This is a genomic window from Dyadobacter sp. OTU695, from assembly GCF_038440355.1.
In the GTDB taxonomy this organism is placed as follows: domain Bacteria; phylum Bacteroidota; class Bacteroidia; order Cytophagales; family Spirosomataceae; genus Dyadobacter.
The window spans coordinates 69,286-88,917 of sequence record NZ_JASATN010000017.1 but is presented as its reverse complement, the minus strand read 5'-3'; the positions used below and the strand labels follow the sequence as shown (position 1 = coordinate 88,917).

The 19,632-nt window shown below is 48.7% G+C and carries 22 protein-coding genes and 1 tRNA gene; all 23 read left to right on the top strand.

Going from position 1 to position 19,632, the window contains the following annotated elements; all coding sequences use genetic code 11:
• Window positions 1–58: 58 nt before the first annotated feature.
• The 23 genes from AAHB90_RS25370 (at window position 59) to AAHB90_RS25260 (ending at window position 19,553) form a co-directional block, all read left to right on the top strand.
• Window positions 59–340: a hypothetical protein gene (locus AAHB90_RS25370; protein WP_342088031.1), complete on the top strand. Its 282-nt coding sequence runs from the start codon at window positions 59–61 to the stop codon at window positions 338–340.
• The gene (locus AAHB90_RS25365; RefSeq protein WP_342088030.1) at window positions 337–588 is read left to right on the top strand and encodes a hypothetical protein; all 252 of its coding nucleotides are present in this window, start codon (window positions 337–339) and stop codon (window positions 586–588) included. The genes AAHB90_RS25370 and AAHB90_RS25365 overlap by 4 nt, the downstream gene beginning before the upstream one ends.
• An 88-nt stretch (window positions 589–676) precedes the next feature.
• Window positions 677–1,126: a hypothetical protein gene (locus tag AAHB90_RS25360; protein WP_342088029.1), complete on the top strand. Its 450-nt coding sequence runs from the start codon at window positions 677–679 to the stop codon at window positions 1,124–1,126.
• A 7-nt stretch (window positions 1,127–1,133) separates the two neighbouring features.
• Window positions 1,134–1,209, top strand: a tRNA-Met gene (locus tag AAHB90_RS25355).
• Window positions 1,210–1,297: 88 nt separating this feature from the next.
• Window positions 1,298–1,570: a hypothetical protein gene (locus AAHB90_RS25350; protein ID WP_342088028.1), complete on the top strand. Its 273-nt coding sequence runs from the start codon at window positions 1,298–1,300 to the stop codon at window positions 1,568–1,570.
• Window positions 1,567–1,806: a hypothetical protein gene (locus tag AAHB90_RS25345; RefSeq protein ID WP_342088027.1), complete on the top strand. Its 240-nt coding sequence runs from the start codon at window positions 1,567–1,569 to the stop codon at window positions 1,804–1,806. The genes AAHB90_RS25350 and AAHB90_RS25345 overlap by 4 nt, the downstream gene beginning before the upstream one ends.
• Window positions 1,807–1,816: 10 nt before the next feature.
• Window positions 1,817–2,383, top strand: a complete 567-nt coding sequence (locus AAHB90_RS25340) for a terminase small subunit (protein WP_342088026.1) — start codon at window positions 1,817–1,819, stop codon at window positions 2,381–2,383.
• Entirely contained in the window at window positions 2,358–3,668 is a 1,311-nt protein-coding gene (locus AAHB90_RS25335) for a PBSX family phage terminase large subunit (RefSeq protein WP_342088025.1), read from the top strand. Before AAHB90_RS25340 ends, AAHB90_RS25335 begins: the two co-directional genes overlap by 26 nt.
• Complete coding sequence (locus tag AAHB90_RS25330; protein ID WP_342088024.1) at window positions 3,668–5,098, top strand: phage portal protein; 1,431 nt, start codon at window positions 3,668–3,670, stop codon at window positions 5,096–5,098. Before AAHB90_RS25335 ends, AAHB90_RS25330 begins: the two co-directional genes overlap by 1 nt.
• Window positions 5,099–5,309: 211 nt before the next feature.
• Window positions 5,310–5,741 carry a hypothetical protein gene (locus tag AAHB90_RS25325; RefSeq protein WP_342088023.1) on the top strand — a complete coding sequence of 144 codons (432 nt, stop codon included), beginning with the start codon at window positions 5,310–5,312 and terminating at the stop codon, window positions 5,739–5,741.
• Complete coding sequence (locus AAHB90_RS25320; protein WP_342088022.1) at window positions 5,738–6,622, top strand: phage minor head protein; 885 nt, start codon at window positions 5,738–5,740, stop codon at window positions 6,620–6,622. Before AAHB90_RS25325 ends, AAHB90_RS25320 begins: the two co-directional genes overlap by 4 nt.
• 78 nt (window positions 6,623–6,700) lie before the next feature.
• On the top strand, window positions 6,701–7,435 hold the full coding sequence (locus AAHB90_RS25315) for an HK97 family phage prohead protease (protein WP_342088021.1): 735 nt from the start codon (window positions 6,701–6,703) through the stop codon (window positions 7,433–7,435).
• Entirely contained in the window at window positions 7,422–8,678 is a 1,257-nt protein-coding gene (locus AAHB90_RS25310; RefSeq protein WP_342088020.1) for a phage major capsid protein, read from the top strand. The genes AAHB90_RS25315 and AAHB90_RS25310 overlap by 14 nt, the downstream gene beginning before the upstream one ends.
• A 75-nt stretch (window positions 8,679–8,753) precedes the next feature.
• On the top strand, window positions 8,754–8,996 hold the full coding sequence (locus tag AAHB90_RS25305; RefSeq protein WP_342088019.1) for a hypothetical protein: 243 nt from the start codon (window positions 8,754–8,756) through the stop codon (window positions 8,994–8,996).
• Between the two features lie 3 nt (window positions 8,997–8,999).
• Entirely contained in the window at window positions 9,000–9,545 is a 546-nt protein-coding gene (locus AAHB90_RS25300) for a head-tail connector protein (protein ID WP_342088018.1), read from the top strand.
• A complete protein-coding gene (locus AAHB90_RS25295) occupies window positions 9,542–9,871 on the top strand; it encodes a head-tail adaptor protein (RefSeq protein ID WP_342088017.1) in 330 nt (109 codons plus the stop codon). The genes AAHB90_RS25300 and AAHB90_RS25295 overlap by 4 nt, the downstream gene beginning before the upstream one ends.
• A complete protein-coding gene (locus AAHB90_RS25290) occupies window positions 9,868–10,335 on the top strand; it encodes a hypothetical protein (protein ID WP_342088016.1) in 468 nt (155 codons plus the stop codon). The genes AAHB90_RS25295 and AAHB90_RS25290 overlap by 4 nt, the downstream gene beginning before the upstream one ends.
• Window positions 10,335–10,766, top strand: a complete 432-nt coding sequence (locus AAHB90_RS25285; protein WP_342088015.1) for a hypothetical protein — start codon at window positions 10,335–10,337, stop codon at window positions 10,764–10,766. The genes AAHB90_RS25290 and AAHB90_RS25285 overlap by 1 nt, the downstream gene beginning before the upstream one ends.
• A 20-nt stretch (window positions 10,767–10,786) precedes the next feature.
• Window positions 10,787–11,206 carry a hypothetical protein gene (locus AAHB90_RS25280; RefSeq protein ID WP_342088014.1) on the top strand — a complete coding sequence of 140 codons (420 nt, stop codon included), beginning with the start codon at window positions 10,787–10,789 and terminating at the stop codon, window positions 11,204–11,206.
• Window positions 11,206–11,700 (top strand): hypothetical protein, encoded by a 495-nt coding sequence (locus AAHB90_RS25275; RefSeq protein ID WP_342088013.1) that lies wholly within the window; start codon window positions 11,206–11,208, stop codon window positions 11,698–11,700. The genes AAHB90_RS25280 and AAHB90_RS25275 overlap by 1 nt, the downstream gene beginning before the upstream one ends.
• A gap of 2 nt (window positions 11,701–11,702) precedes the next feature.
• A complete protein-coding gene (locus AAHB90_RS25270) occupies window positions 11,703–11,999 on the top strand; it encodes a hypothetical protein (RefSeq protein WP_342088012.1) in 297 nt (98 codons plus the stop codon).
• Between the two features lies 1 nt (window position 12,000).
• On the top strand, window positions 12,001–14,181 hold the full coding sequence (locus tag AAHB90_RS25265; protein ID WP_342088011.1) for a hypothetical protein: 2,181 nt from the start codon (window positions 12,001–12,003) through the stop codon (window positions 14,179–14,181).
• Window positions 14,181–19,553, top strand: a complete 5,373-nt coding sequence (locus AAHB90_RS25260; protein WP_342088010.1) for a hypothetical protein — start codon at window positions 14,181–14,183, stop codon at window positions 19,551–19,553. The genes AAHB90_RS25265 and AAHB90_RS25260 overlap by 1 nt, the downstream gene beginning before the upstream one ends.
• Window positions 19,554–19,632 lie beyond the last annotated feature (79 nt).

Below are 19,632 nucleotides of genomic sequence, written 5' to 3'. Positions count from 1 at the left end.
CGCGGCAGGGTTGATTTTTACTTTAAATAACTAACAGTGTTAGATTTTGAAAATTACTATGAATAGTTTCGAAGAATGCAAAAAACAGGTGGCCGATAAGCATGGGTTTAGGGACTGGAACCGGTTAATTATATTTAGTGATGGTTTGCCTGACTTATATTATACCGAAGCCGCCGAACTGTACGCCCGTCACAAGACGAACGAGGCAGTGAAGGAGGATCGGGAAGACATTATTAAGAAAGAAGGTATTATGACTGATTTGGGTGATTTTGAAAGAGAATGGTACCTGAATCACGACGCTGTAAGAAATCGACCACTTCCATACCCCGACGAGAAATGAATTTAAAAGAGAATTGGAAACCGTTTTCTACGGCCTTCCTTCAAGTGATGTTTGTTTGTTCTAATACCGTTATGGTCGCAAAGGAAAACTATGCCGGGATTGTGACGTGCAGTTTTCTAATCAGTTTGCTGTGGACGATGAACGTGCGTGCTGCCCTTGGCAGTTGGCAGTCCCGTTTGTTCTATTGTGCCGGCGCTTCCCTTGGCGCGATCGTCGGCGTGTTTATTTCGCAGGCTATTACAAAATAGATGAAACTGATAATTTGGTTGTAATCATAGTTTTTATCTATATTTGAGTCTCATCACAAATTTCATCAACAAACAATCTTTCCAAGAAATGAAAAAGTTCATTTTCCTCACATTGCTTGCATTCGCAACGATGCAGGTGGGTTATGCCCAATTATCGAAGGCAGTTTCCGACTTTAAGTCTGAGACGACCGGTAAGACGCTGGATACTTTGGTTAATGCGACAACCAAAAACCAGCAGGTAAAGGTTACAAAGTCCGCGAGCGCCGTTTACATCCAGGCTACGGCTACGAAGATTTCCGGTACCACTGCTGGCGTTATCCGGCTGTTCGGCAGTAATGATGGCATAGCCTGGAAGCGGGTAACTGCGACGGGAACGCTGTCGGCGGCGGATTCATTAAACCTTGCCAACGTTGCTACTCCTCAGACGATTTTCTTCAAGGATGCCCCGAGTCAGTATCTTTTCTATCGTGTAGCCGCTGCGGGGAGTGGTACGGCTTCTACTCAATTACGAGCGGTCGCAGTAGCAGACCAGAAATAAAAGCTACCGTGGGGTGGAGCAATTGGCAGCTCGTTGGGCTCATAACCCAAAGGTTCCGGGTTCGAGTCCCGGTCCCGCTACCAAGTTTCATGGCTTGATGAAGTAACATTTCCAGTGCAATACGGAGCGGGTTTCTCGCTCCAATATTGTTTACAGTAACCAAAGAAATTTATGGCGAAAAGCACAACGTTTAAAGGTAGACGTTCGAAGAAAACGGAGCTTGTCCGGTATGTTGAAGATGACAAACCTGATGAGCCTGTTCAGAGTACTGAGGTTGCTATCTTGAAAAATCTGAAAGTGGGTCATCGGGTTCTGTTAGAGCTTGAAGTAACTACGAAGGAGTACAAGGATGGGCCGGTTGTGTCGCTGATCGCTAAGGAGGGACCGCGCGAGATTATGGGCGCTATCCAGTTGTTGAAAATCAATTCAATTGAAACCTTATGAGCTGGCTTGAAATTACGCTACTAATTTTGGTTTACCTGATGTCTTCGGGATTTATCGCTGTTGCGTTGGCTGTGGCCGACAATATGAACCCGGTGTTTCATCGGGTTTTGACGTTTACGTGCTTTGTGCCTGGTGTGAACCTGGTCATGGCGCTGATTGTGATTTACGTGTTTATTCAACTCCTCATCTTGAATGGCAAGGCCGAAGCAGAAAAAGCCAGAGATACCCGCAGGTAGTCCCGGACTTATGGAAAATCTAACCCCAAAGCAGCGCCGCTTTGTCGAAGAATACACCAAGGATTGGAATGCATCCGGGGCTGCGTTTCGCGCGGGATACTCAGAAAAGACCTGTGGAGTAATTGGTTATGAGAACCTTAAAAAACCTGAAATTAAAAAAGCCATTGATGATCGGGTTGAAGCGCACTGTATGTCAGCTAATGAGGCGCTGATTCGGATGTCGGACTTTGGGCGAGGCAAGATGACGCCGTTTCTGGGAATTGATGATCAGAGCAATGTTGTGGTGGATTTGGCCTCACTTCCTGCTCAGGAGAATCTGCATTTGATCAAGAAGTTGAAGCAGACCAGGAGGACGATTATGGGAGATCCTAAAAAAGGGGTGCCAAATATCACCGAGGTTTACACTGAGATCGAGATCCACGATTCGAAAGATGCGGTTGCCAAGGTACTGCAAATGCATGGTAAGCTGATTGATCGGAAAACCATTGATCATACTTCGGGTGGGTTGCCGGTAGAGTCTACGACGATCGTATTTGGAAAGGGAATTCAGGATGTCGAGAACTCTGAAAATCAGTGAGAAGTATGAACCTTTATTTGCCTGGCTGAGTGCGAAGAAGAGCTCCCCGCTGTATGGTGTAGATACGGTTGTGATGACTGGCGGGCGGCATTCTCAAAAGTCATTTGCTACGGGGCTTTGGTCCTGTGTTGCTGCGAAGGACTATAACCACAGGATTCTGTATACGCGCTATACGCTGACAGCTGCACAGGATTCAATTGTGCCTGAGTTTGAGGAGAAGATAGATTTATTGAATTGCGCTTCGTCTTTCATTGTCAAGAATGGCCGGATAGACGGGACGACCAATAGGAGTAAAATAGTTTTCAAGGGTCATAAGACCAGCTCGGGCAACCAGACGGCTAGCCTTAAATCCTTGAAGGACTTTTCGATTTTCATCACTGAGGAGGCTGAGGAGGTTCCGACGTTTCAGGATTGGGATAAGATTCGAAAGTCAATACGGGCTGTGGATGTACGGAACTTGAACATCCTCATCCTTAACCCGGCGACCAAAGAACATTGGGTCTTTGAGGAGTTCTTTGAAGATAGGGGTGTGCCCGAAGGGTTTAATGGCGTAAAGGACAATGTGCTTTACATCCATGCTTCGTATCTGGATATGGAGCGGGAGCATATTGCAGACGCTATTTGGTTTGACTTTGAGGACAAGCGTAAGGCTTACGAGCTCTACGAGAAGATGACGCCGGAGCAGCGTCAGCGTGCCGACCGGGCGACGGTGAAGAAGTGGAGCTACTTCAAGCATGTTGTATTGGGCGGATGGCTTGACCGGGCTGAGGGTGTTATCTATGACAACTGGACGATCGATGATTTTCGTGAGATCGGCGTTCCGGTGTACGGCCAGGATTACGGGTTCAGTGTGGATCCGACGACGCTTGTCCGTGTATCGATCGACAGGGCTCAGAAGAAAATCTACCTCAAAGAGCAGCTTTATAAGCCTTTGATGGTAACCAGCGAGATTATCCGCAAGAACAAGGAGATTGCTGGAAACCATTTGATTATCGCTGATAGTGCAGAGCCGCGCCTGATCGCTGAGATCAAGAAAGGCGGGGTAAATATCCGGGAGGCATTTAAGCCGCCTGGTTCTATTACTGCCGGTATTGCGATGATGCAGGATTATGAATTGGTTATCGACCCTTCGAGCATCAACCTGATCAAGGAATTGAATAATTACGTGTGGCATGACAAGAAGTCAAAAACACCCGTTGACGCGTGGAATCACCTTTTGGATGCTGCCCGCTATGTAGTTTTCACATTGTTAAGCAAAGTTGTAGTACAAAACAGAGGAGGATAATGGGACTTTTCAATATTGGGCAGATGCCTAAACCGCCGCAGATTAAGCCGAAGCGGAGCAACCCTACACCGCAAGAGGTGCTTTTCCGTTACACTATGGGAGGGCAAGTACTTTGGTATAATGGCGCGGGTAAACAGTTTTTGGATGAGGGATTCAAGGGTAACAATGCTGTTTTCACTGTTATGGATTGGGTTGGCAAGAAGATTGCCCAGGCGCCACTTGTGCTTTATACAGTGAAGGACACGAAAGCGCTGTCAAAGTATAAATCACTTATTCAGCAGCCTGGCCGGCTACTGACTGAGGCAATGATAGAGAAGAGAAAAGCGCTTTCGGAGGTTGAAGACCCGAACCACGAAATCATGCGGGTGTTGAAGCGGCCCAACGAAATGATGCCTTCGTGGTCGGAGTTTGCCTACGGGTCGTTTATTTTCAAGTCTTCGAACGGGTCTTACTATTGGATGGGCACCAGAAGCGGTAGCGTGATGGATCCGACAAAAGGCAAGATAGGAAAGCTTACCCTACTACCCTCTCATTACGTCGGCATCCGGTCGGGTGGTATGATGCAGCCCATTGAATCGTATTTTTTGCAGCACAATGAGCAGGTTAAGATTCCTGCGGCCAACGTTGGGCAGGGCCGTAATTTCTCGCCTGATTACGAAAATGAAATTGATTGGCTCAGAGGGATGCCGACGCTTTATCCACTGCGTAAGATCGTGCAGAAGTACAACGAGGGCAACGAGGCAGAAACTGATTTGTTTCAAAAGAAGGGTATCCGTGATATCGTCTTTAACACCAACACGCCGGACAACAGCGAGGTTAATTTTGAGCAGTTTCAGAAGACCCGCGATATCTGGGATAAGAAAATCAATAATTCTGGGCCTGGAAGTATTCTGATTAATTCAGACCCGCTTGGCGTTATCCGTGTTGGTTTCAGTCCGCAGGATCTTGGCATTGCTGAGAGTCAAAAGATTTCCAAGGCTGATATCTGTGCAGCCTTCCATGTTCAGTCGATCATTTTTAACTGGTCAGACCAGACTACTTACAACAACATGGAATCGGCAACTAAAATGTCGCTGACCGACGCTGTACTTCCCGAGTTGCGCACGATGGCTGAAACGCTTAATACATGGTTTCTACCCTCCTATGATGCTGCCGGCAAATATTATCTTGACTTTGATTTGGATGTATTTCCCGAGCTGCAAGAAAAACTTGTGGATAAGGTGAAGTATCTGGAAAAGATCCCGCTTTCGTCAAACGAGTTCCGCGCTGCATGCGGATGGGATGAGGACACTGAGCATGAGAACATGGACGAACCTCTGATCCCTTCCGGGAAGCAAATGGTATCTAAAATGGGTCTTGACCCTATCGGCCCTCAGGTTGATGCAAGCATGTATGAACAAGATGAGGAGGATAAGGAACCTAAACAATAATTCATATGACTGGCACTGAGTTTATTAACAAATTCTTTTTGCAGTTTTTATTTGTTCGACTCACAAAGTGGATGACAAAAGACCGCAAAGGCAACTACACCATTGTTTCTCGATGGGGTTTCATGTATTGGGTTAAACCTTTAACAGGGTGGAAATCAGATTTTAAATACTTGGGAGGAAAACAAAGAACTATCTGGTTACCTAAATTGAAATGACAGAGCGTGAGCAAAACCTTTTGATTGATCTGGGCTTGCAAAGCAAGATGCTTGCAGATATGGCCCAGGAACTGATACGCCTCAGGGAATTGTCCGGTAACGATTCTGTTCAGGCGATCTTGGGTATTATTTCGGATGGGATATTGAATGTCCCTTACGTACAGGCTACCCCGTGCATGCAGCCAATGCAAATGGAGGATCCCGATATGGTCTTCAAAGGCGATGGAGGATTGGTTTCAGACCTGCATGCGATGATCGACGGAGGTAGTTACAGTACGGTATGGAAAACGGACGATTTCATGCATAGGTTGAATTTCCTTCGACATGGATGCATCAATCTGGTTATCCACGGAAACCGGATTCCTCCGCTGTCAATCCGGAATGATATCGATGGCCGGTTTACTTTCACCAACAACGAGAAGAAATGAACGCTGCGGAAAGGAAGCGGTATTGGTTCCGGTATGCGAAGGAGAATGCCCGTTACGAGCGTAGTGGTGTTGCTCATTTTCGAAAGGCGATTTTGAGCACTATTGCGCCGGTAATGACGTATGCGGCAGCGCATGGTCCTCAGGCTGCATTGTCGAATCTGGATACATTGGTTGACCGTAGGATTATTGAGCGGGCTTTCATTGACTTTTACCTTTACGTGGGCAAGGTTCATTACATTTGGGCTGAGAAAGATATCAAGACCAGACTTCCGAAGGAGCGGCAGAAACGCGGACGTATAACTGTCGATGTGGGTTCTGCTGACTCTGGCTTTGGGGCGAACTTCTTTAATCCGGATTGGCTCCGGCGTTTAAAGAACCTGGTTTATTCGCTCAATGTGGCAAGGCGAGTAACGAGTGTTTCCAATACCATCAAGAAAAAGCTACGCGCGGTCCTGGGCCAGGCTGTGAAGGAGGAAGTAAGGCCGAGCGCCATCGCGCGCCGTATGCACCAGGAAATGGACGGCCAGTGGAGCGAGGAGCGTGCAAAGCTGATTGCCCGGACTGAGACAACCTACATCGCCAACGCGGCGGCAAAAGAATCGGCTTATGAGTCTATTAAGGGCATGGGGATTAAGCTGGATAAAATCTGGATTCATACTCAGGACGAACGGGTTCGGGATACGCACTGGAAGAACCCAGATCCGATCGGTGCAGATGAGAAGTTTACGGTAGGTGAATCGCGGATGGATTTCCCTGGCGATCCCGCGGGCGGCGCAGCTGAGTGCTGCAACTGCCGGTGTACGGTGGCTTACCTTCCGAGCGGCGACCGTGAGGATATTTTCCCTGATCCATATTTGTTGAACCCGCTTCCAAAAATTTGATTATAAATATCTTCAATGAAATTTATAATTGAATAGATATTATCTATATTTGTCAAAATTGATTCTTCTCAGGTCCAAATGGATATCTTCAAAGGCGTAGGTCAGGCGTACAAGGATGGTACAACCTTTCGGGATGTTGACGTTAAAGGCGGCAAGGTTGAAGGTTACTTTTCGTCGTTTGGTTTTGCAGACGATGACGGAGATATCATCCATCCCGGATCCTACAAAAAGACCATTGCTGAGATAGGGCCAAAGTCATCCTTCCCGCGCATTAAGCACGTGATTGATCACGAAGAGAAGCGGCCGTTTACCCGGTTGCTTGAATTGGAGGAGGATAGTTTCGGACTTCGTTATGTGGGGTTGGTAGGTCCGCACGCTGATGCGCAGGATTTCCTTTTGAAGTGTCATCACGGATTGATTACAGAACACTCTATCCGTATCGTTCCTACACAGCAGAAGCCGGATGCAATTGCGAAGGTCAATAACATTTACGAGTGCAAAATGAAGGAAGGTTCGAGCCTTCACTTCTGGGGCGCGAACAAGCATACCCCTCTTATTTCAATTTCCAAATCCATTGACGATCTGCATGCGATGTACGGGCGCTTGAAAAAGGCGCTTACAGACGGAACGTATACAGATAAGAGTATGGAGGAATTTCAAACTGTTTACAACCAAATCGGCGAACTACTGAAATCGATTCAACAGCCGGACCCAAAAGGCCAGGGCACCACTGCGGATGAGGATCTAAGCCAGGCGTCACTCATAAATATCATCGACAAATTTAAAAACGCAGTTCAAAATGGCACTAACTGAGGCAGAAATTGTCAAGAAGGTGGAGGACCTTGGTGCGGATCTTCATAAGGCTATCAAAGGTCTGGAAGAAAGCATCAAAGAGAATAAATCCGGACTTGATAAGGTTAAAGAGCTGGAAGGGCAGCTTGAAACCCTGAAAGATAACCCTGATAAAATCAAAGGTTTGTCCGAACAGGTGGAGGAAGTTGTTATGAAACTGAACACACCTAATTTCGGTCAGCAACAGGTAAGCAAGTCTTTCAAAGACCGCTTAGGCGAAGGCTTGACCGAGGCGTTGAAAGGTGAATCGTTCACCAACCAGAGTGCGAAAGCTTCGTTTAAAATGGATAAAATCCAGGAAGAACTTTCAGAGCGCTCCAAAGCGGCAGGTCTGATGACGACCGCAGTTACTTTGGTTGATGGCGGTGGTAATCCTATCAGTGCAAATCCCGAGTATCGTCAGAATCCGTATTTGGGCCCGCAGCGACTGGTCCACTTTCGCGACCTGGTTGCAAACTCTCCTATGGGATCAGATATTATTTTCTATCCGCAATGGTTGAGCAGCGAGGGTGATTTCGCAGTGCAGGTAAACGAGGGCGATACCAAGGCGCAACTGCAAGAAAAATTCAAGATGGAGCAGGCTGTTGCCTACACCATTGCGGGTTGGTACCTGGTATCAAAGCAGAACCTGAAAAATATCCCTTGGTTGCAGGATTCCATTCTTTCGAAAGGAACCGAGCGTTTCTACAAGGCGGAGGACAGGTATATGTTCTACGGTAGCGGAGTCAACGAGATTAAGGGATTGAAAGAGGTGGCACCGGAGTTCACGGGTGCAATGCCGAATATGTATGAGGCAATCCTGAATACGGTTTTTGATCTTCTTGACAAGGATTACAATCCGACTGGCGCGGTTCTTCGGCCGTTGAACTATGCGGAATTGCTGAAATACAAGACGACTACCGGCGAATATTCATTCCCGATGTTGTTCTTGCCAAATCAACAGTTCCCGATGGCGATCGCCGGCGTTCCTCTGGTAATGAGCACGGCGGTAAATCAGAATGATTTGTTTGTCGGGGATTGGGCTGGCGACAAAATCCGTATGCTGACCCGTGAATCACTCAATATCGAGTTTAGCTACGAGGATGTCGACAACTTCCGGAAAAACTTGGTAACCATTCGTCTTGAAGCAGAAGAAGGCTTGGAGATCGATGAACCGCTCGCGTTCCGTTACGTTGACCTGGCTAACGTCGCAACGACAATCTAAGCATTTCATCAGCAAATAAGTAGAAACCAGAAAGGGTACCGGGCTCACCCTGTGCCCTTTTTTAACTTCGTTCGTATGAAAAATTACATCGTTCTTAAACCTGTTTCGGACAGTAAAGACAATCACAAATATTACGGCACGGATTCGACGATCAAGCTCGATAAAGCCCGCGCAGATGTTCTTTTGGCGAGCGGTACGATCCGTGAGCTTGATGAGGAGACTGCAAATCCTGCCGAAGAGTCGAAGGAGAGCAAAGAGAAGTCTGTTACCAAGGAGGCCAAGGAAACGGGCAAAACCAAAGCTCAGACCGAACAGTAACCTATGCCAACACGCGGATTCGATATCATCAAGACTGAAACTAGCGCGACGGAGCCGGTTAGTTTGGATATGCTTAAAACGTATGTCCAGGTTCGCTCTGTTGGGCATGATTCGGTCTTGGAAAGTCTTCTCAGGGCTGCTCGCATTCACATTGAGGGTTTCCTTTGCATTAGCCTGGTGCCGACTGATATCGTTGTTCGTTGGGAGGAAGTGGATTGCACCTACGGGGCTGAGGAGTTACCCTATGGGCCGGTAAACGAGATTTCCAGTGTTGCCGACGATGAAGCCGAAGCTGTTGACTACAAACGTGAGGGGCTTATGGGCTCATTCGTCAGCATCAATGTTACCAGGACCGAGCCGACTGTGATCAGCTACAAGGCTGGTTATGCAGACGATAAGATTCCGGAAGATATCAAGCTGGCGATTATGAAGCATGCCTTGGATAGTTTTGAGCAGCGCCCCGGCGTGTCTTTCGAGGTTGTACAGAAGCTGCCTAATGATTGGAAAGCAACCTGCCGGCGTTACCGGCGAATCCCTTGGACGGCATGAATCCCGGAGAATTAAGAGATGCTATTGGGTTTTACAGCTTGACGCGTACGCGGACTTCACGTGGCGGCAGTTCTGGCGCGTACGAGTTTGTATTCGAATTGATGGCAAAAGTTGTCCCAGGCAAGACGCTAACTAGCGTTGAGAATGGCAAAATGACTGTTATTCAGCTCTACAATGTAACCGTTCGCTACGAGGATGGTATGATTCCCAAGGAGGATATGCAGGTGGTTTTTGAGGGTGAGAAATACCTGATCAAAAACATCAAGCAGGTCGATACCCGTAACCGGGTGGTTTTTTTTATGATGACCAAAGTGAAGCAGGGATGAAGATTGAAGTCGGTGGTGTTGAATCTTTCATTGCGAGAATCAACAATTGGGAAAAGGATCTGATACTGAAAGCAAATCAGGAAGTACTCGGCACCGCGCTGCGGACTGAGGCTATGGCGAAGCGGCGTTGTCAGCCTTTTCAGGACGACGATGCTGAGACTGCTTCCGACATTGCTGCTGTTCGTTCAAGCATCAACATGAAACATGACCGTGAGAAGCTTACGGCATGGGTGTTTGCGGGCAATACGCAGAAGGATCACTTTGCGGCATACGTGGAGTTTGGTACGGGTCCTTTCGCCGCTGTACGCGTGAAGCAATTACCGTTCGAATGGGAGGCGGTTGCATGGCAATTCTACAAAAACGGAAAAGGGACAATGAAGGCTCACCCGTATTTGGTGGATACCTACATTGAAGAGGGTAATCGGTTCATCGAAAATATGAGGAAGCTTAACCCGCGTGGCTAATGAAAGACATTATTGGGCCGCTGACGATAGGCTATTGCAGTTTGCTGGACGGAATGGTTGTCAATGGCAAGACGATTCGGTTTTATGAGTTGACTGCCGATTACGACACGCTCGAACCTTATATACTTCTGACTTCAATCGGGACCAGCAACACGAATACCCGGGATTCCTTTGACGGAAAGGTAATTGTTCATCTGACTGTTTTTACTGCATTCGACGGTGACTTTGGCGACGGATTATTGGCCGACGCTATTGGTAATGAAATACTTGAACGGGTAATACCGCTACCGGGGACTACCAACATTCAGGCAGAGGGCTTTAATATCATGGGTGCTAAGCTGGCAGATAACCGACCATACAAAACCGATCTGCCTGACAGACGGATATACGAAAAGGTGCTCGTTATCGAGCATTTGACAGAACAACTTTAACACTTCAACAACAGACGACAATGAAGGTAAATGGAACCGCGCAGAAAATCTTTGTGAAGGGTACGCCCAACAAGGAGATTCAACATACAATGGATATATCCCTGTCGCTGAATGTGGCGGATATTCCATCAACCGACCGCGATTCTGGCGGTTACGAGGAGATCATTCACGGTTTGCGGTCGTACTCGGCTAAGGGAACCGGGCGCACAAACTACGCTACCACTGCCGGAAAGACTGGTATTGGTGATTTGGTGGATGCGTATCTTAACCGTGCTTTCCTGACGATCGTGTTTACTACGGCGCTCACTGGTGATTTGGCGTTCGAAGCTCAATTTATGCTCACTCAGTTTACGCCATTTTCTGCTGCTGCGGAAGGTGAAATGACCTATTCAGTGGATTTGAAAGGCAACGGCCCGATTACTAAAACTGTGATCGCGTAATGGCCCAACAGATTAACAAGCTGATCGGTTACTGCACGCTGACGCTGGAAAGTGGCGAAGTGATCCCGATGAAATTCGGGTTTGCTGCTATTACTGATTTCTGCGAACATTTTCAAATCAAGTCCTCCGAAATCTATACGAAGCTTTTTGATTTCGTGGATCAGGAAACGGAAGTTGAGCAGGATGGGCAGATGGTGAAAGTCACTGAGAAATTTCCTGTTGTCAAACAGCCTGGCAGATTCCTGCCGGCAGTCCTATGGTGCGGGGCCAACTACGTCAACCAGTTTGAAGGTGGCCCAGGATACCGCCTGATAGATGCCGCTAACTGGATTGATGAGATAGGCGGGCCCGGATCTGATCAGCTGAACAATGTGTATGTGGCTTTTTTCAAGGCTATCCGCAATGGCGGGTCGCCTCCGAAGGAATCTAACCTACCGCCTGAAATCAAGGAGCAGCAGAAAAAAAAAGAGAATCAGAGCGAAGAGAGCCACTGACAATGGATGAGCTCGGCCGAATTGCCGTCCGAGACTTGAATATTTCCTACATGGAGCTTTGCGACAGGACGCTTTTTGAGCTTTCTATCGAGCTGGAAGGGTACAATGGAAGATGGGAGGAGTCATGGCGCCATACCCGCCTTCTGGGTACCCTTCTTTACAATCCGACAGTTGCCAAGGAGGACCGGGTTGAGGTTTACCAGTTCATGCCACTCTCTGAGGATATGGACCGGATTGCATTAAATGAATTTTTCGATGGCATGATGGCTGAGAAGAGCCTGTCAAAATTCACTGAGTAAGATGGCTAACGAGAACGGACCTGAATTACAGGTAAAATATAGCGTTGCCGGGATGGATGAGGTCGAGCAGGCCAACCAGAAGGTAATTGAAAGCGCGAAGAAGACCGAGAGCCAGGTTAAGCAAACCGGTTCTACGTTTGAGAAGTATAAGGACATCATCGGCAAGGTTTCCGCTATTGCCGGTGGTGCGTTCGTTACGACCGCTCTGGCAATGGGTAAAGCCATCTACAATGCCAACGAGCAGGTAAGTGCACTGGATAAGAGCCTGCGGGTTGCAAGCGGCACCATGCAAAATTACGAGCGCAACCAAAAGGCGCTGCAAGATGTGGCCGACAAGTACCACAAGAGCATCTTCATGATTGCCGAGGGGTACAATACGCTTACCCGCGAGACCCGTGGGACGATCAATGAGGGGGCCAGGACACAACAGATGTTCGATGACCTCACTGTTTCCTCGGGTAAAATCGGCTACTCTCTCACTGATACGACGGATAGATTAGGCGGCTTTGTCGATAAGATGAAGCAGGGCACAGTCGATTCGACAAATCTATCCGACGAGCTCGATAAGCGCCTTTACGAGGCATTTGTAAAAGTGGCCCAGGGAATGAACCTGACGGCTGCTGAGCTTAATGCAGTTTTGAAGGAAAGCGATGATGCGGTTTCGACGGTGCTGCCAAAACTTACCGCTGAATTAAAGAATGCGCTCGGCGATGTGCCGCAGAATGACGCTAAGGACCTGGGCGACCGGATCGAATACGCGCATAGCAAGCTGACGCTGTTGCTGGATGGTTTGTTTGATACATCCGGTGGAAAAACAGCTTTGGCGACTGCTGCTGATGATGCTGGCGGGTTGCTGGACATTCTCAATAAAATCAACCGGGAGCATGGCATTATGGCCGCAGGCGGCGCGGCTATTTCAATGGCTGCGGTTAAAGCTTCCAGCGGGCTCTTTGGTGTTGACTATGAACTTGACCCGTTTGGATACAAGGGGCAGATTGATACTGAGAACCAGCGCAAAGTCCTTAATAAAGCCACTTCTTACGGTAATGGAATGCCGATTGGTTGGGCGCAGTCTGGCGCTCGTGGAGGCAAGATGCCTTCTGAATACGCGCAAGCTGATTTTGATATTTCCGCGGCTGCGGCACAGAACCGGGCTGAGGCTGAGGAAAAGGCTAATCAGAAGATTATTGCGGCGATGAAAAAAGCCGCTGCCGAGCGGAAGCGCGCACTTGATGAAATCACAAGGCAAGAGATTGCGGACTCTGATCAGCGGATCCGTGACGGTATAGCTGCTGCCGAGGAGGCGGTTCGGAAGCACTATGCAGAGCGCCCGAGTTCTAATATTTCCGGGCCGTTGATGAGCAATACGGGTACCGTCCGCAAGTTCAACGATGGTTCATTCACAAAGTCCCACGAGGAATTCAGCAGTCCTGTGTCAATGGGAGGCGATCTGAACTATGATCATATTACGGATCAGATCAACAAAATGACTCAGGCATGGTGGAGTAACAAACTTGCCCAAGACGCCGCATCCGATTCATCAAATGACCTATCTATTGCTACTCAGAATCTCGATGAGCAATTAAGCAAGGCAATTAATAGCATACTGACAAATGGCAGTGTTGAAGTGCTTTCTGGTCTCGCGGAGGGATTGGGGGAAATTGCGGCGGGCACGGGGGGCATAGAGGACGTAGGTGCAAAAGTAGCCGCAGCTTTTGGCGACATGATTCAGCAAATAGGCAAAGCATTAATAACCTACGGAATTCTGAAAGCAGGGCTTAAAGCGGCCTTAGAGGCTAGTATTACTACTCCTGGTGCGGCAGTAGCGGCAATTGCGATCGGGGCAGCGGCAGTAGCTGCGGGAGCGGCTCTAAAAGCAAGCGCAACCAAGAGCCAAAATCAAGGAATGTCCCGTATGTGGGATGGCGGCATTGCTGAGCCAATGGGTACCGACCGGATTCCTGTGATGCTTACCCCTGGTGAAATGGTTTTCCCGGTTCGTGAACAGCAGCAGCTTTCTGCGATGATCAAGCGGACCAATACCGGTTCGATCAATTCGCCTGCCGTGGGCGTGGGGGCATATAACCCAAATATGAAAGTTTCATTTGAAGGAGAGTTGAGAGGAACTACTATTCACCTGGCAAACAACCGGGCTGGATTGGAGGCGAACTATTATAGATAATGGCATACGGTGTAAGGTGGTATTCTTACTTTTCTGACCTGCGCGATGCGGGGGAGGGTAACTTTTTGGTTGAGGTTTTGGAGCGGGATTATGCGGGCACTTCCGTCCGCGTGAAATCTTATGGCGATCCTTGCGCTGTCGAGATGCAGGATTTTTCGGATCCCTTCGAGCCGGTCCGCTCATTGAAATATACTTTTAACTGGATTGCCGAGGATGGGATTGATTTTGATGTTACCCAACTGTATATCACTGATGACTTTAAATACAGGATCCGGCTTAGCAAGCTGGATGAGTCTGACAATGCAACTGTTCTTTTTCATGGGTATGTTTCCCCGATAAATGCCGAGCAGCCTTTTCTGCCAAAGCGTTACAGTGTTTCCTTCTCCGGCACATGTGGCTTACCGTTGCTACGTGACAGTTACTATCTGGATGCGTTCGGTTCGTTCGTGGAAGGAGAGCTTTCGCTGATCAAGATTATTGCAAACTGCCTTTCTACGACTGAGCTTGAATTGCCTATCCATACAACTATTAATTTGTATGAGCAGGGCATGTCACTGGGTAGTAGCCCGCTTTCACAGGCAATAATCGATGCAGACGGCCTTCGGGGGATGAAGGCTTATGATGTTCTATCTCAAACATTGAGCAGCCTACGTGCTTTTGTTGTACAGACTAATGGCGCGTGGGAGATTATACGCGTGAAAGAGCAGGCGTCATATTCGGGCAAGGTTTGGAAATTCAATGCCAGCGGCGACCCGATCGGCAGTGAGATGCGGGTTCAGGCTGCGGCATTTGGAAGAGAGGAATATACGCCCGATGTGCCGCGTGTTTCCCCTACCCGTAAGACCGTGAAGCAGAGCATTGCCATGCGGAATAGTGTTGTGACAGCAACAGTAAATCCGGGAATTCCAGTTAACCGCCTTTCAAACGGAACGTTTTCCGGACCTGTGTTCGGAACTGTGCCGGGCTGGAATAATCATATTGGTTCTGTTGACTGGCAACGTGGAGGCGCCGGACGTCCGGATGATCCATACCGTATAGAATTTACCGAGCATATCGAGTTTGACCCGAAAAAAAAGAAGCGTGCCTTTAAGCCGTTTGTTTATTTCGATTCGGGTCCTATTGAGTTGAACCTGGGTGATTTCGATATCCCGACAGATTACCGTAAGCCGACCAAAATTGTGCTTCGTGGGGCTTTCAAAGCACTCAATGCACTGTCATGCACCTTCATGCTGTCAATCAATGAGACAGAGCGCGAATTCAATGATTATCTGGACGATAACGGGGACTGGTTTTACTCCAAGAAAGAGGACCGAACTTACAGTGTCAGGTCCAGTCAATCGCAATACGACCCTGAATCAAAGAGTTATCACGACCTTGAATTGCAGGAATTCGAGATTGAGAGCAAGAAAATCACCAACTACCTTGACCGTCCGGAAGGGGCGATAGTAGTATTACGCTTACGGATATTCCCGGGCATTCAGGGACCCGGTTACAACGGAGGCAATGTTTTCCTTTCATTGGAAGACTTAATGTTGTACGTGGTTGAGGATACCGTTTACGAGGGGCAGCATAAATATCAGATCGATACTAAATCGAAAATCAGAAACCCGAACCCTGCTGATTTTCAGATGAGTATTGCTGATAAAATCGACATTACCACGCCTGAGCAGAGCAGGGAGGTTAACCGGGTAATGACTGGTTATATGACGCTTCCAGGCGGCGCACTTACCCAGGCATGGAGTGGACTGGTGAACGGCGCGGTAGACCCGACCGATTCGATAACAGAGCCCATCCAGAAAAAGGCACTACGCGAAACCGTGAGGCTTTTGTGTGGAAGAAGAGATATTTATGAAGGTGTGTTCAAGGGATACGGTTTGCTTCCAATCCATTCGGTTTATAGTGGCTACGATGAGCCGGTTAACCCTACTACCTTCTTTACGATCACTCAGTGGAAGTGGAAGCCGAAGGAAATGGAGTATACGATTAAGCTCAGTGAGCTTAACTTTGAGGCGCTGCCGGATGAGGATATTTATCTGACTGACGACAACGGCGGGTTTAACCGGATGTACCGCGGCTCTTCGTCTTCCTCCGGTGCTGGCGGTCCGGCTAATACCAAGGTCGAGGAAATCGTTCTTGATGATATCGAGCCATTTGAATACGAAATCCTTGTAGAGGATGAGGATTACCGCGTGCTTGATTTCGCGCCGCTGATCATGTCCTCGCATACGCCTAATACTTTGGAAGCTCAGCTGTTGTCGTGGCCGGCGTGGATCAGTGAGATTTTCATTTACCGGGGCGAGGATCTGGAAGAGGAAGAGATTCCGGATGATGGTATTTTACAGGTGCAGTGGATTGGCAAGCCTACTACTTCGGGCCCTCATTTTATTTTGATGGAATTGGTTGGGCCTGATGGAGAGGATTTGATGCTGAAAATCCCGATAGAAGTCGAGCCTTCGGAGGATTTCATTGAAAGCTGGCCTCCCAAGTTCCTGCCGTTCCCTAATTTGATTTTTGTCAAGGGTAAGCAGCAGACGAAGCATTTGCAGCTTGCTGACTACCTTGACCCATATGGGGACCACACAGGCAAGGGTTTGTTGTACCGGGTACTTGACCGGCCTTCATGGGTTTCCAATCAGACGATTGTTTTCAATGATCTGGCGGTTACCGGCAAACCTACCCAGGTTGGTATTGATAAAATGCTCATTGAGGTTTACGATGCTATCGACCGTACGATGTTGATACAGGTGAACCTGCAAGTGGTTGAGCCGACTTTGATTAAATACTTTCTGCGCGACCTATCGACAGGCGCGCCGGTGGTTGTCGGGGAGATCGTTCAGGGTTCTGGCTTTGAGAAACCGGAAAGCGCGTTTGATATTTTGGTTCAGGTTACCGGGGCTCATCAGGGATGGTATTCGCGCCTTGTGGGTATGGGGCTGGATATTAAGCCGACCGCCGACCCGTACGACCTTGTGAGTAGCGATGGCAGCGCAACGTATACTATTGGTAGTTATCTGCCTTCCCAGGTTGGTTTTTACGATATCACGGCGGCTACCTACCGGGTTGAAGGAGAGCCGGATAATCTGGTACTGGATACGCGGGAAGAGATCCGGTTTACGCTCTTTGATGAGGCATATCTTGCCAAGGCGCAGTTTGAGCTATGGGATGCGGATAGCGACACGCTATTGGGCCCGATCAATCCGGACGGCTCTTCCATGTTCGACGCAAAGGGCGCGGTCGAGGTCAAGATGATCATCGACGGGGTGCTGCATGATCTGGCTACCGCGATTTTGACCTCGGGCGGCTCGGATGTACATATCAACGTTTACACGCAGGATCCGGCTGTTGAGGATGTTACCTATGAGCTGTTTGGCGGAGCGGGGCAGGTCCTGGCTCCTGCGCTGTATGATCTGCTTTTGACGCTTGAACATGAGAGCGCTGAGCAGTATGACCGCTCTATCAGTTTTTCCATTAACAAGCGCAACCCGCAGCCCACGGCAGTCGGCTTAAAGTTGGGCACCCGCCCGGCCAATACGACGAATTTCAACCTGATTACCGAGCTTGCGCCATCGGGCAATTCCATTACGCCGATGCCGGCCAACTGGACGGTATTGAACGATGGCACGTCTGAACCTTTCAACAGGGAGACAAAGCGGCTATTCGAGCTGAAAAACGGTGGGCTAGTTCAGCAGGATATTGCTTTGTACACGCGTTTACCTCAGTTTCGGGAATACGCCGAGGCTGTAACCACTTCGGATTACTACCTGTTTGACAACCTTGATTCAACTGAAATCGGCAAAGTACACCACTTCCCGAGCACGTTCCGCGTGATCTATGAGCGGTTCTTGGATGATGAAATGGTGGCCCAATACCAGGCAGATTTCTCGTTTGGTCCTGTCGTTGATATCGATGACGCACCAGTTGAGGAGCCGGGCGGCGGGCTGGTCGACTATGTGGCTGATGATGAGTCATTGGAGCAGGAAGATGCAGATGGAGTCCGGACATTCAGCATCAAGGCCAAGGGAGTGACTTTTGTTGAAATGCTGGACATCCCTACCCTTTCGCTGATCGGTAGGCTTACAGCGGGAACGGGGCAACCTTACGCGGTTCCTGTGCTGAATGGCGCTTCTGCTGCGGCTGCTTCGGATACTACGATAGGAACGACGCTGTGGGTTAAGAATCAGTTGGGCACTACTACCGGACCTGGTCTTGCCGACCGGCTTGCCAAGTACGCGACGAATACCACCTTGACATACAGTATACTGGAAGAGGATGGCATTAACCTGGTTGCCCAAGGCGGTCAGTTCCTTGCGAACGTGGCCGTTAATTCCAACGTGCGCGGCTTTGGTTTGCAGACGGGAGGCGGTAACCGGTGGACGTTTGGTAAAATCGGCGCGACGGATGACTTTGCATGGTGGAGGTTTAGCGATGCTGGCGCGGTGCTCGGTACGCCGATATTCATCGAGCGGGCTACCGGCAAAGTGACCCTTGAAACGCAGCTGACAATTCTGGGCAGCGTCCTTCCACCGCTCGTAGTGAATTCAACTGCATGGGTTGAAAAGCTGAACGTCGATTTGTTGGATGATCATCACGGATCCTATTACCTGGATTGGGATAACTTCACAAACTATAAATCTGTTATAGCGGGCAACGGTTTGACGGACGGGGGGGTGCTGGACGAAAGCGTGACTATCAACATGGGCACGCCTTCGACGATTACCAACGCCACTACCAATAGCGTAAGCGCGGATTCCCATACGCACGATATTGAGACAGCCAACCTGGTAGCGGGTTCAAATATCACCTTTTCTTCGCCGGGCACCAACGTTATTTTAGGCAGTACCAACATTACCATTAATGCCGTATCGATGCCTTGGACGGGTGTTACCGGCAAGCCTATTACCATTGCTGATTTCGGCATAGTAGACGGGGTTACTTTTGATTATCTGGATTTTCAGCTTTTGGGCAAGGAGGATAATTTTTCTAAGGGAACCTTGGTAGAGGGAGCCGGAATTGACCTTTCCGGCACCTTAACCGACAGGCTTGTGGGTTCTGGAAATGTAACAATATCGTTAGGTTCTGTTCCGTGGGCATCACTGACGGGGGTACCTACTGACATCGTACATGGTACAGGTATTTTTCCACAAGTTGCCGTGTGGGATGCGGGGGGCGGCTTGGTAGGTAGTGCCATTATGTTTGAAACCGGTACCCAAATCTCGGTTGTCGGCAATATGGTTGTAAATGGAGAATTCATAGCAGGAACGGGAACGCTTCCTGCCAGCGGTTCGTCGCCCGGAGTTTTATGGTATAACGATCCCGACAACCGGTACTATTTCTGGAATGGCACTGCGTGGAAGAAGATCGAAGTCTTGTGAGGTCAGGCATTCATATTTATATAGATAAAATCTATAATGATCTAATTTTAATAAGTATTTTTGATATAATTCATCAACT

Coding starts and splice junctions, on each gene's coding strand:
- AAHB90_RS25370 (WP_342088031.1), top strand. CDS start 59: ATGAATAGTTTCGAAGAATGCAAAAAACAGGTGGCCGATAAGCATGGG.
- AAHB90_RS25365 (WP_342088030.1), top strand. CDS start 337: ATGAATTTAAAAGAGAATTGGAAACCGTTTTCTACGGCCTTCCTTCAA.
- AAHB90_RS25360 (WP_342088029.1), top strand. CDS start 677: ATGAAAAAGTTCATTTTCCTCACATTGCTTGCATTCGCAACGATGCAG.
- AAHB90_RS25350 (WP_342088028.1), top strand. CDS start 1,298: ATGGCGAAAAGCACAACGTTTAAAGGTAGACGTTCGAAGAAAACGGAG.
- AAHB90_RS25345 (WP_342088027.1), top strand. CDS start 1,567: ATGAGCTGGCTTGAAATTACGCTACTAATTTTGGTTTACCTGATGTCT.
- AAHB90_RS25340 (WP_342088026.1), top strand. CDS start 1,817: ATGGAAAATCTAACCCCAAAGCAGCGCCGCTTTGTCGAAGAATACACC.
- AAHB90_RS25335 (WP_342088025.1), top strand. CDS start 2,358: ATGTCGAGAACTCTGAAAATCAGTGAGAAGTATGAACCTTTATTTGCC.
- AAHB90_RS25330 (WP_342088024.1), top strand. CDS start 3,668: ATGGGACTTTTCAATATTGGGCAGATGCCTAAACCGCCGCAGATTAAG.
- AAHB90_RS25325 (WP_342088023.1), top strand. CDS start 5,310: ATGACAGAGCGTGAGCAAAACCTTTTGATTGATCTGGGCTTGCAAAGC.
- AAHB90_RS25320 (WP_342088022.1), top strand. CDS start 5,738: ATGAACGCTGCGGAAAGGAAGCGGTATTGGTTCCGGTATGCGAAGGAG.
- AAHB90_RS25315 (WP_342088021.1), top strand. CDS start 6,701: ATGGATATCTTCAAAGGCGTAGGTCAGGCGTACAAGGATGGTACAACC.
- AAHB90_RS25310 (WP_342088020.1), top strand. CDS start 7,422: ATGGCACTAACTGAGGCAGAAATTGTCAAGAAGGTGGAGGACCTTGGT.
- AAHB90_RS25305 (WP_342088019.1), top strand. CDS start 8,754: ATGAAAAATTACATCGTTCTTAAACCTGTTTCGGACAGTAAAGACAAT.
- AAHB90_RS25300 (WP_342088018.1), top strand. CDS start 9,000: ATGCCAACACGCGGATTCGATATCATCAAGACTGAAACTAGCGCGACG.
- AAHB90_RS25295 (WP_342088017.1), top strand. CDS start 9,542: ATGAATCCCGGAGAATTAAGAGATGCTATTGGGTTTTACAGCTTGACG.
- AAHB90_RS25290 (WP_342088016.1), top strand. CDS start 9,868: ATGAAGATTGAAGTCGGTGGTGTTGAATCTTTCATTGCGAGAATCAAC.
- AAHB90_RS25285 (WP_342088015.1), top strand. CDS start 10,335: ATGAAAGACATTATTGGGCCGCTGACGATAGGCTATTGCAGTTTGCTG.
- AAHB90_RS25280 (WP_342088014.1), top strand. CDS start 10,787: ATGAAGGTAAATGGAACCGCGCAGAAAATCTTTGTGAAGGGTACGCCC.
- AAHB90_RS25275 (WP_342088013.1), top strand. CDS start 11,206: ATGGCCCAACAGATTAACAAGCTGATCGGTTACTGCACGCTGACGCTG.
- AAHB90_RS25270 (WP_342088012.1), top strand. CDS start 11,703: ATGGATGAGCTCGGCCGAATTGCCGTCCGAGACTTGAATATTTCCTAC.
- AAHB90_RS25265 (WP_342088011.1), top strand. CDS start 12,001: ATGGCTAACGAGAACGGACCTGAATTACAGGTAAAATATAGCGTTGCC.
- AAHB90_RS25260 (WP_342088010.1), top strand. CDS start 14,181: ATGGCATACGGTGTAAGGTGGTATTCTTACTTTTCTGACCTGCGCGAT.